General features: G+C 68.2%; 6 protein-coding genes and 1 tRNA gene. 2 read left to right on the forward strand and 5 right to left on the reverse strand.

What is annotated here, in order from left to right:
- Positions 1 to 81 precede the first annotated feature (81 nt).
- Both ACFWY9_RS11865 and ACFWY9_RS11870 read right to left on the reverse strand, forming a co-directional pair.
- A complete protein-coding gene (locus ACFWY9_RS11865) occupies positions 82 to 1251 on the reverse strand; it encodes a branched-chain amino acid ABC transporter substrate-binding protein (protein ID WP_378328308.1) in 1170 nt (389 codons plus the stop codon).
- A 446-nt stretch (positions 1252 to 1697) separates the two neighbouring features.
- Positions 1698 to 2309 (reverse strand): ANTAR domain-containing response regulator, encoded by a 612-nt coding sequence (locus ACFWY9_RS11870; protein WP_378328219.1) that lies wholly within the window; start codon positions 2307 to 2309, stop codon positions 1698 to 1700.
- Between the two features lie 174 nt (positions 2310 to 2483).
- On the opposite strand from ACFWY9_RS11870, the gene ACFWY9_RS11875 reads away from it, so the two are divergent.
- Positions 2484 to 2557 (forward strand) — tRNA-Leu (locus ACFWY9_RS11875).
- Between the two features lie 1327 nt (positions 2558 to 3884).
- A complete protein-coding gene (locus ACFWY9_RS11880; RefSeq protein ID WP_378338816.1) occupies positions 3885 to 4715 on the forward strand; it encodes a carbon-nitrogen hydrolase family protein in 831 nt (276 codons plus the stop codon).
- Positions 4716 to 4737: 22 nt separating this feature from the next.
- On the opposite strand, the gene ACFWY9_RS11885 is transcribed toward ACFWY9_RS11880, so the two are convergent.
- The 3 genes from ACFWY9_RS11885 to ACFWY9_RS11895 are packed head-to-tail and all read right to left on the reverse strand — an operon-like array spanning position 4738 to position 8720.
- On the reverse strand, positions 4738 to 6162 hold the full coding sequence (locus ACFWY9_RS11885; RefSeq protein ID WP_378338817.1) for a PepSY-associated TM helix domain-containing protein: 1425 nt from the start codon (positions 6160 to 6162) through the stop codon (positions 4738 to 4740).
- 30 nt (positions 6163 to 6192) lie between these two features.
- The gene (locus ACFWY9_RS11890; protein ID WP_378338818.1) at positions 6193 to 7941 is read right to left on the reverse strand and encodes a copper resistance protein CopC; all 1749 of its coding nucleotides are present in this window, start codon (positions 7939 to 7941) and stop codon (positions 6193 to 6195) included.
- On the reverse strand, positions 7938 to 8720 hold the full coding sequence (locus ACFWY9_RS11895; protein ID WP_378338819.1) for a DUF1775 domain-containing protein: 783 nt from the start codon (positions 8718 to 8720) through the stop codon (positions 7938 to 7940). The genes ACFWY9_RS11890 and ACFWY9_RS11895 overlap by 4 nt, the downstream gene beginning before the upstream one ends.
- Positions 8721 to 8772 lie beyond the last annotated feature (52 nt).

Consider the following 8772-nt stretch of genomic DNA (forward strand, 5'->3'; position numbering starts at 1 on the left):
GGCTCGGGCTGGCGCGGGGGGACGATCGGCCCCCACGCGCATGCCCGAGTCACCTGCTTGGACAGGCAAGGTTGACGGAAATCAGATCTGGCCGTTGTTGACGATCTTGCCGTTTTCGACCTTGTAGCTCCAGACGGGCACGTCGGAGAGCTCGCCCTTCTCGTTCCACTTGAACTTCTTGGTCAGGCCCTGGCCGTCGTAGTTCTTGACGAAGTCGAGCAGACCGGCCCGGTCCTTGATGCCCTTGTCGATGCCCTTGAGCAGCACGGTCGCGGCGTCGTAGCCCTCGGGCGAGTACGTGCCGGGGTCGTGCCCCTCGATCTGCTTGTAGGCGGCGGTGAAGTCCTTGAAGTTGTCCTCCGGCACGCAGGGGCAGGTGAAGTAGGCGCTGCTCGCGGCACTGCCGGCGTTCTTGACGAACTCCTGGTCCTTCACACCGTCCGGGCCGACGAACTTCGCGGTGACGCCCTTGTCGTTGAGCTGCTGCGCGAACGGCGCGCCCTCGTTGTAGTACCCGGCGTAGAAGATCGCGTCCGGCTTCTCGCTGGCGATCTTGTTGACGACGGCCGAGAAGTCGGTCTGACCGGTCTTCACCTTGTCGGTGCAGGCGGCCTTGGCGCCCAGCGCCTGCTTCACCTGCGAGCCGAGACCGGTGCCGTACTCGGAGTCGTCCTCGATCACGCAGACCTTCTTGGCCTGGAGTTTCTCGGTGATGAACTTCGCCGCGGCCGGCCCCTGCACGCTGTCGTTGCCCATGCCGCGGAAGAAGGTCTTCCAGCCGTGGTCGGCCAGCGCCGGGTTGGTCGCCGACGGCGTGATGTGCACCAGCTTGGCCTGTTCGAACAGGTCGCCGGTGGCCTTCGACTCGCCGGAGAAGGGCAGGCCGATCACGCCGATGATCGAGGCCTCGCTGATGGCCTGGGAGACGACACCGGGCGCCTTGTCCGGCTTGCCTTCGCTGTCGAACTGCTTGAGCTGGACCTGGCAGCCGGGGTTGGCCGTGTTGTGCTGCTTCACGGCCAGATCGACGCCGTAGAGGATGTTCTGGCCGAGGGCGGCGTTGGCGCCGTTGATCGTCCCGATGTAGGCCATGGTCGCCCCCGAGCACTGGGCCTTGCCGTCGCCCTTGGGGTCGGCCGCGTTGGCGGCCTGCTGCGGCGCGGCCGCCGACGAGTTGGTGTTGCCGCTGGAACCGCCCTGGTCACGCGCCGCGCACGCAGTCAGTGCCACTGATGCGGCCGCTGCCAGCACGATGATCCGCGTGAGTCGTGCTCTTGACACTCTTCCTCCAAATGCCGACCAGCCGCCCCGATGAGCGGCAGTCCCGTAGGACCTGACTGGGCGCTGAACGTAGCCGCCGGTGGCGGTGTTGCACAGAGTCACTCAGCCTCTTGTATCCACATCGTGACGGTCGTCACGAGCGTTAACGGACGATTTACACCCGATCGTCGTACTGTGACAATCGGGTGATAACGCTGAGTAGGCACCGACACTTCGGGCGGAACAGGAACGAGCCGACCGAATCGTGGCGAAAGTTTAGGACTCTCACGCGGGTCCGGTCCCGGATCCGGCCGATCGGGGAATCGAAGGTAGCAAATATGCCCGGAGAGGCAGGCCGCGTTGCCCCGGCGAACGGGAAGCGGGCACGAAAAACGGGCGCGACCAAGCAGGTCGCGCCCGTCACTGTTTCGGGAGGATCAGCCGATGCTCTCGACAACCGCCTCGGCGACGGCCTTCATCGTGGTCCGGCGGTCCATCGCGGTCCGCTGGATCCAGCGGAAGGCGTCGGGCTCGGTGAGCCCCTGGCGGCTCATCAGCAGTCCCTTCGCCCGGTCGATGACCTTGCGGGTCTCCAGACGCTCGGTGAGCCCCGCGACCTCGGATTCGAGCGCCTGCAGCTCGGCGAACCGGCTGACCGCGAGCTCGATGGCCGGCACCAGGTCACGCTTGGCGAACGGCTTGACCAGGTAGGCCATCGTGCCGGCGTCGCGTGCTCGCTCGACCAGGTCACGCTGGCTGAACGCGGTGAGGATGACGACCGGTGCGATCCGGTCGCCGGTGATCTTGGATGCCGCCTCGATCCCGTCGAGCTTCGGCATCTTGACGTCGAGGATGACCAGATCGGGCTTCAGCTCGGCGGCCAGGTTGATCGCCTGCTCCCCGTCGCCGGCCTCGCCGACGACCTCGTAGCCCTCTTCACGCAGCATCTCGACCAGATCCAGCCGGATGAGCGCTTCGTCCTCCGCGACGAGTACCCGACGCTGCGGCACGGTGACGGCACCGTTGGCCTCGGCAGCCTGCTCGGTCACCGGGGTCCTCCTGACGACTCGGCGGGACGGTTGGTTCGCGGTTATCCGCGAATCCGAAGCCTACCGGGAACGATCCAGTCGGCAGAGATGGCGTTCACCACGTAGTGGCCCAGCCGACACCTGGGCCCGCTCATCACCGCGACCGGGTGATCCCGTAGAGTTTCTCCCGTCGCGGCCCCCGTAGCCCAACTGGCAGAGGCAACGGATTCAAAACCCGTCCAGTGAGAGTTCGAATCTCTCCGGGGGCACGTACAGCATCCTCACAAGGCTGGCCGGCGCGGCGCGCGGGCTCGGCTTGTGAGTCGGACATGGTTTCCGTGATCCTCTCCGCCATGTGGCTGATCTGGGGTACTTGCTCGGCTGGAAGCCGGATAGTGATCGTCGCGTGATCGCCGTCGTCATGCAAGTGGATGCTCAGTTGCGTGACCTCGAATAGCGACCGCAGCAGCGGCTCGGGCGCCTCGGCGGAACGGCCTGTCGGCGACACCGAGTCGGGATAGCCGTCCGGTGCACCGACCACTTGCTCGCCGATCACGTGCACCTCGAAGCGGGTCGGATCGTAGCCGCCTGCTTCCCAGGCCAGGTCACTGTTCTCGACGCACCACTCTCGCCCGGTCGCCCGCTCTCGCAGGAGCCGGCCCATGTCCCACCCCCCGTTACCCTCGCGGGCAGGGCGTATCCGGACACGCCTTCTCCTGTTCCGCTCGGAAGCCACAGACCAGGCTCACGTCGTCTCCACGCCGGACGCCACCTGACCGGTAAGCGGAACACCCGCCAGGCTCATCCCGGGATCCGCTTGACACCCCGGTTTCGATGTCATCCATATCTGTTTCGACACGTCCGCAACGATTCACTCGCGTTCGTCTTCCTGGTCCCCACCTGACATCTCACGGGCGCCTTTCCCTCATCGCTCATGCTGAGAAATCGGAGCCCGAGGCCGGACTGGACGGTTCGGATGACCAGCTCGTTCCGGCCACGGGCAGTGTCCGTGCAAGGAGATCGCGGTCCTGCTTGCGCGATCCTGCGACAGCGTTACCACCATATAACCAAAGTTCCGTCGACATTACTTTTCACGGCGGGCAATCCGGGTTCTTCGATCCATTCGATCAGGGTCGCAATTCAAATACATGCCAGCCGACGCACCCGCGTCGCCGGTATCGACGCTCGCCCACCCGCAGCTCAACGAGATGCGCGCCAGGTTGTGAGCGTCGGGCGGGCGTAACATATTTGCCGGGGAGCCGCTTAACCACTCGCCGGACACAACCGGGGATGACAGGCCCGCTGTCGCGGTACGCAGTTGCCCCACCAGGATCGGGAACTGTGCATACCGTCGACACGACGCGTCGTTTCGGCCAGGTTACGCAGCGAACGCGGCCCATTTCGGCAGCCGCTGGTCAAAAGCCGGGCGGCGTGCCATCGTGTCGCCTGGAGACCACTCGAACTCGTCGCATCTCTTGTATTTCGATGGTCACTGTCCGGGCACCGAGTATCAGGTAGGGCGCCAAGAAGAGCGAGAGCGCCATGTCCTGTTCAGAGGTACCTGGCTCGAGCGATCGCGGAAAGGAAGAACGCCACATGAGCAGTCTCGTGCGGATCGCGACCGTAGCCGCGCATTTCGGCCGAGATCTGGAGTTCGACATGCGGCGGATCGCGTTTTTCGTCGACGACGCACGCCGGGCGGGTGCTTCCGTGCTGGTCTTCCCCGACGGGACACTCGGCGGCTGCCACTTCACCCTGCCGAGGACGGGCTGTGACACGCTGCCGCCCGCGCTCGGCTCGGACGACAAGCACCTGCACCGGATCGCGGGGATCGCCGCGGAGATGGTGGTCTGCGCCGGTTATCACGAGGCCGCCGACGACGGTAACTGGTACAACTCGGCGGTTTGCGTGACCGGGGACGGGATACTCGGCCGCCATCGCCAAGTGCACCAGCCCTCCGGTGAACCGTCCATCCACGCGGCCGGTGATCGGTTCGCCGCCTTCGACACCCCGGTCGGCCGATTCGGCATGGTGATCGACTACGACAAGGTGTTCCCCGAATCCGCGCGAACGCTCGCCCTCGACGGGGCACGGGTGGTGGCTTGCCTTTCGGCGTGGCCGGCGGCCGGCGGGCGGACAACCGAGTCGAGGGATCGGCAAGCCCGTCTGTTCGACCTGTACGACTGTGCCCGCGCCGCGGAGAACCAGATCGTGTTCGTCTCGGCCAACCAGACCGGTTCGCTGCACGGCGTCCGGTTCGTCGGTCAGGCCAAGGTCGTCGACTCCGGAGGTGTGATCAGGGCCCGCACCGGCGCCAGGCCCGCCCTCGCGGTCGCGGAACTCGATCTCGACGCCCAGCCGACGGGCGCCAGGCACGCCCCACGGCACCTCGACGAACGACGGCCCGACAGCTACGCATCGGTGTGACGGGCCGTTCCCCGCCTCGTCCTCATCCCTCTGATCCCGCCGGCCGCGGGGCCGGCCTCGGTGACACCCTTGCCGCGACGGGCTTCTTGGGTCGTTTGATCCTGCCGACGCCGGCGTCGACGAGGAGGAACACCACGAGGCTGGCGCCGAACACGGGCAGCATCGCACCCAGTACGGCGATCCCCAGCAGCGTCGTGATCAGCGCCGGACGGGGTAGCCGGCGTGCCACCGGCCGGGGCAACGACGCCCACCGCCCCCGATACGGGTTGTGAATCCACCACATGCGGTAGCCCCAAGCGATCAGCACGAGCGTTGCGACGGCCAGCACCGCGAGGATGATCTGGTTCGCGAGCCCGAGCAGGGAGCCGGTGTGGAACTCGGCCGCCACCGTGCTCAGCTTCGCCAGGACCGGGTAATCACTCCAGCGGATCCGCTCGGTCACCGTGCCCGTGAACGGATCGATCGCGACGGCACCGCGGTGGATCGGCAGGCCCTCGCTGATCTCCGTGACGGTGAACGGCACGCCAGGACTCGTCGGCGAGGTGACGACCAACTCGCCACTCAGTCCCGCGGCCCGGCCGATCCCCAGCGCCTGATCGATACCGATCTGGCGAACACCGGCCGGTATCGGCACGGGTGTCGCGGTGAGCACCGGTGCCCGCAGGTGAAGGGGATCGGCCGCCCCGTTCGCCCGGCCGCCGGCGAACTGGGACATCGTCAGGCCGCTCACGCCGACGGCCACCAGGCCGACGGTGAGCCACAGACCGAGCGCCCCGTGCATCGCCCGTACCCGTGGCCAGCCCTTCTTGTCACGCACCGCGGGCAGGAACACTTCGCGCGGACGGCGTTTGCGGCGGGTCTTGGCGAGCCACAGGACCAGACCACCGACGACGACGATCGGCAACCAGCTCGCGGCGAGCTCCGCGTAGAGCCGACCCGGGTTGCCCAGGTGCAGGTTGCTGTGCAGCTGACGTAACCATGTGTTGGCGGGCAGGCGGTTCTCGACCGTGGAAAGCTCGCCGTTGAGGTAACCGGTGTACGGGTCGACGAATACCGTCCGGTCCGGGGTCCCTGCCGGCCCCGGGACCGAAAGCACGATCCGTGTGGTGCGATCCGGGCTCGGTGCCGTGACGACCGACTTCAGCTTCGATTCCGGATGGGCCGTGAGCGCCGCCCGGATCTGGTCGGTCAACGACCGCGGTGTGCCCTCGGCCCGGTTGACGAACAAGTCCGACCGGTACAGGTTCTCGTGGATCTGCGGGCTGAACACGTACACGAGTCCCGTCAGGCACAGGACGACGAGAAAGGGCGCGACCAGGATGCCCGCCAGGAAGTGCACGCGCCGGGCCACGGTCTGGATCGTGGTGCTCAGCCCCGGCGAGGGATTCCGTCGGTGGGCCCGGCGGCCCTGTGCCTCCGCCCGTGGTTCGGTTTCCGGTGCGTGCAAAGCAACTCCTCGTCGGCCGGGACGCGTCGTTCAGCGAACGTCGATGGGCTGGGCGACCGTTTGCGTGCCCCCGTCAGCGGTCCGGAGGGTGATCGCGAGCTTCCACCGGCCGCGTTCGGGAAGGCTCGCCGTGCCCGACGAAAAGCCGCTCGCACGACGCCCGAACACGACGGGCACCGCCGGGGCACGCTGATCCGGCAGGGTGAACACTCCCGTCAGCGCCGTGTCGTCCCTCGTCTTCCCGGTGTCGGTGAGCACGGTGACGTGCACGTCGAGCCGGACCCGGCCCTGGTGGCCGGTGGCGGGGATCAGGACCAGATCCAGGGAGCCCTGGCCGCCCGGTTTCCCGGTGTCGAACGCGAGCCTGGCCGGCGCCACCTGCTGCCGGACCGCTGCGGGAATCGTGGCCGTGACGCCCTGCGCGTGCGCTGCCTGCGAAGGCACGACGGTCACCAGCGTCGCCGTTCCGGCGAGCACCAGAACGGCGACTCCATTCACGGCCAGGAGAAGGGAACGAACCCGGCGTAGCCGCGGCCTCACTTCCCGGCCGGCGGTCTTCCCGCCCACCGGTAGCCGGCCTGCCCAGGCTCGGCAGAGCGCGGCGACGGCTACGAGCACCAGCATCAGCGCGAGCGTCCCGGTGAGCAGCCAGCCGAACTCGCGCGGGCCACGCCACACCTGATATCCGCAAGCCACGACGAGGCTTCCGGCACACCCGATCGCCAGGCGCGCGAAGCGCGACACGACATCGCGCTCTTCGCCGCCTGACATCCGCAGCAGGACGAGACCGCCGACCGCCACCGCGATCGTCGTGAACAACAGCGCGTCCACGGCGAGCGCGAGTGGTGACGGGGCGCCCTCCGGACGAGGATCGGCGAACGTCCAGGTGGCCGACAACGCCGCCGCGCACGCCAATACGGTCCCGCCACGCACCCAGCGTTCCCGCGAGGTCCCGGCGAGCGGGCTGGTCATCAGCTGCGCGATGCCGAGAGCGACCGGCACCAAGAGGTACAGCCGGGCGAGCAAGGCGCCGCCCACATCCGATTCGGCGGTGGCCGTCAGCAGCCTGGGATCGAACGCGCCACTCAGCGTCGCCCACGACGCGAAGGGCCCGAACGACAAGAAGGTGCCGAGCGTGGCGGCGACCAGCCCGCACCAGCTGTACTTGACCAGCCTGACGACAATCCGCGACCTTGCGGCGGACGGTCCGATGGCCGCCACGAAGAACACCGCGCCGGTGAGGAGCAGCATCGCCGCGATCGCCGCGGCCCGGCTCGCCGCGTGGACCACCGTGACCGTGACGTCGTGCGTGGTCTCGATTTCCGGCACGCCCTCGGGTGGGATCGAGGCGAACACGTCGAAGGTGAACGAGCCGCTGATGGGCTGGAGTCCGCTGGATGGCAGCGACCATGACACCGCGTACGTGCCTTGGTGCCGTTCCTTCGGCATCGGCACGGAGATCGTGTTCCGATCGCCATCGGGATGGACCGGCCGCTCGAAGACGACCTGGCGCCCGGTCGCCGGGTCGAGGACGCGCACCGTGGCCAGTCCAGCGGGCACCGGCCGGTCGAAGGTGAGCAGCACGTGATCGGGTGACTTGACGAGCTGCCCGTTGCCGGGCGAGGTCGTGGTGAGCACCGGGTTCCCCGTCGCCGCGGGTGTCGTGGCGAGCAGTGTCCCCCAGCAGATCGCGACCAGGGACAGCAAGGCGGCGACCCGGACCCAGGAACCGCTCCGGTGCTTCACTGTCCGTTGTGGACGATCCTGGACCGTGGTCATCGGGTGCTCGCCCTGGTGTCGTCCGTCTGCCCGGGTTCGTCGAAGAGATCCACGCTGGACTCCGCGGTACGTGCCTTGCGGCGGCGCGCCTGGAGCCAGACTCCGGCGATCACTGCCACCGCGACTCCGAGCGCACCCCATAACAGGACCAACGGCGAGCCACCGCCGGCGGCGGTTCCGCGGGAAGCGGCCGGGTGCTCGGCCGCGGGCACCGTGGGCGGCTGCCCCGGTCCTCCGGTGGCCGACACCGAAGGGGCACCGGCCACAGCACCGGAACCGAGCAGGATCGCCGGTCCGGCGGAGGCCCCGGTCCAGCGGGCGACCGCGCCGTTGGCGTAATTCTGCGTCGCGTCGAAGACCAGCCGTCCGTCGGCGGGCAAAGGTCCCATCGTGACGAGGAACTGCTCGAATTCTCCCGGCGGCACCGCGCCCCCTTCGAAGACGAGTGACGCGGCGACCTCGCCCGCCGTCCGGTCGCCTGCCCTCGGCGGCGGGCTCGACGGCCGGGGACGGATGTTCACCGTCCACCCCGGCACGGGATCGACCCGGACGTAGGCGATCGGCGGTGTCTCCGGGAAGGCCAGCTCGAGCCGCGTGCTCCTGGTGTCCTTCCGCTCGTTGGCCATCCGGAAGGCGAAGGTCCTGGTACCACCGCCGGAGGTCCGATCGGGCACGATGGACACTTGCGCCGTGGCCGGCGCCCACGCGGTCAGCAGGCAGGCCGTGACGGTCGACAGCGTGACCAGCCCGCGGAGAAGGGTTTTCTGGCGGTGGGGCATGAGAACTCCTGGACGCCGTGGCCCGGGACCGGGCGGGTACCCGGTCCCGGGC

This window comes from Amycolatopsis sp. NPDC059027 (assembly GCF_042739735.1).
Taxonomy (GTDB): Bacteria; Actinomycetota; Actinomycetes; order Mycobacteriales; family Pseudonocardiaceae; genus Amycolatopsis.

What these genes read in the sequence shown, in the direction of transcription:
- ACFWY9_RS11880 (WP_378338816.1), top strand. Translation starts at nt 3,885, where the DNA reads ATGAGCAGTCTCGTGCGGATCGCGACCGTAGCCGCGCATTTCGGCCGA.
- ACFWY9_RS11890 (WP_378338818.1), bottom strand. Translation starts at nt 7,941, where the DNA reads ATGACCACGGTCCAGGATCGTCCACAACGGACAGTGAAGCACCGGAGC.
- ACFWY9_RS11895 (WP_378338819.1), bottom strand. Translation starts at nt 8,720, where the DNA reads ATGCCCCACCGCCAGAAAACCCTTCTCCGCGGGCTGGTCACGCTGTCG.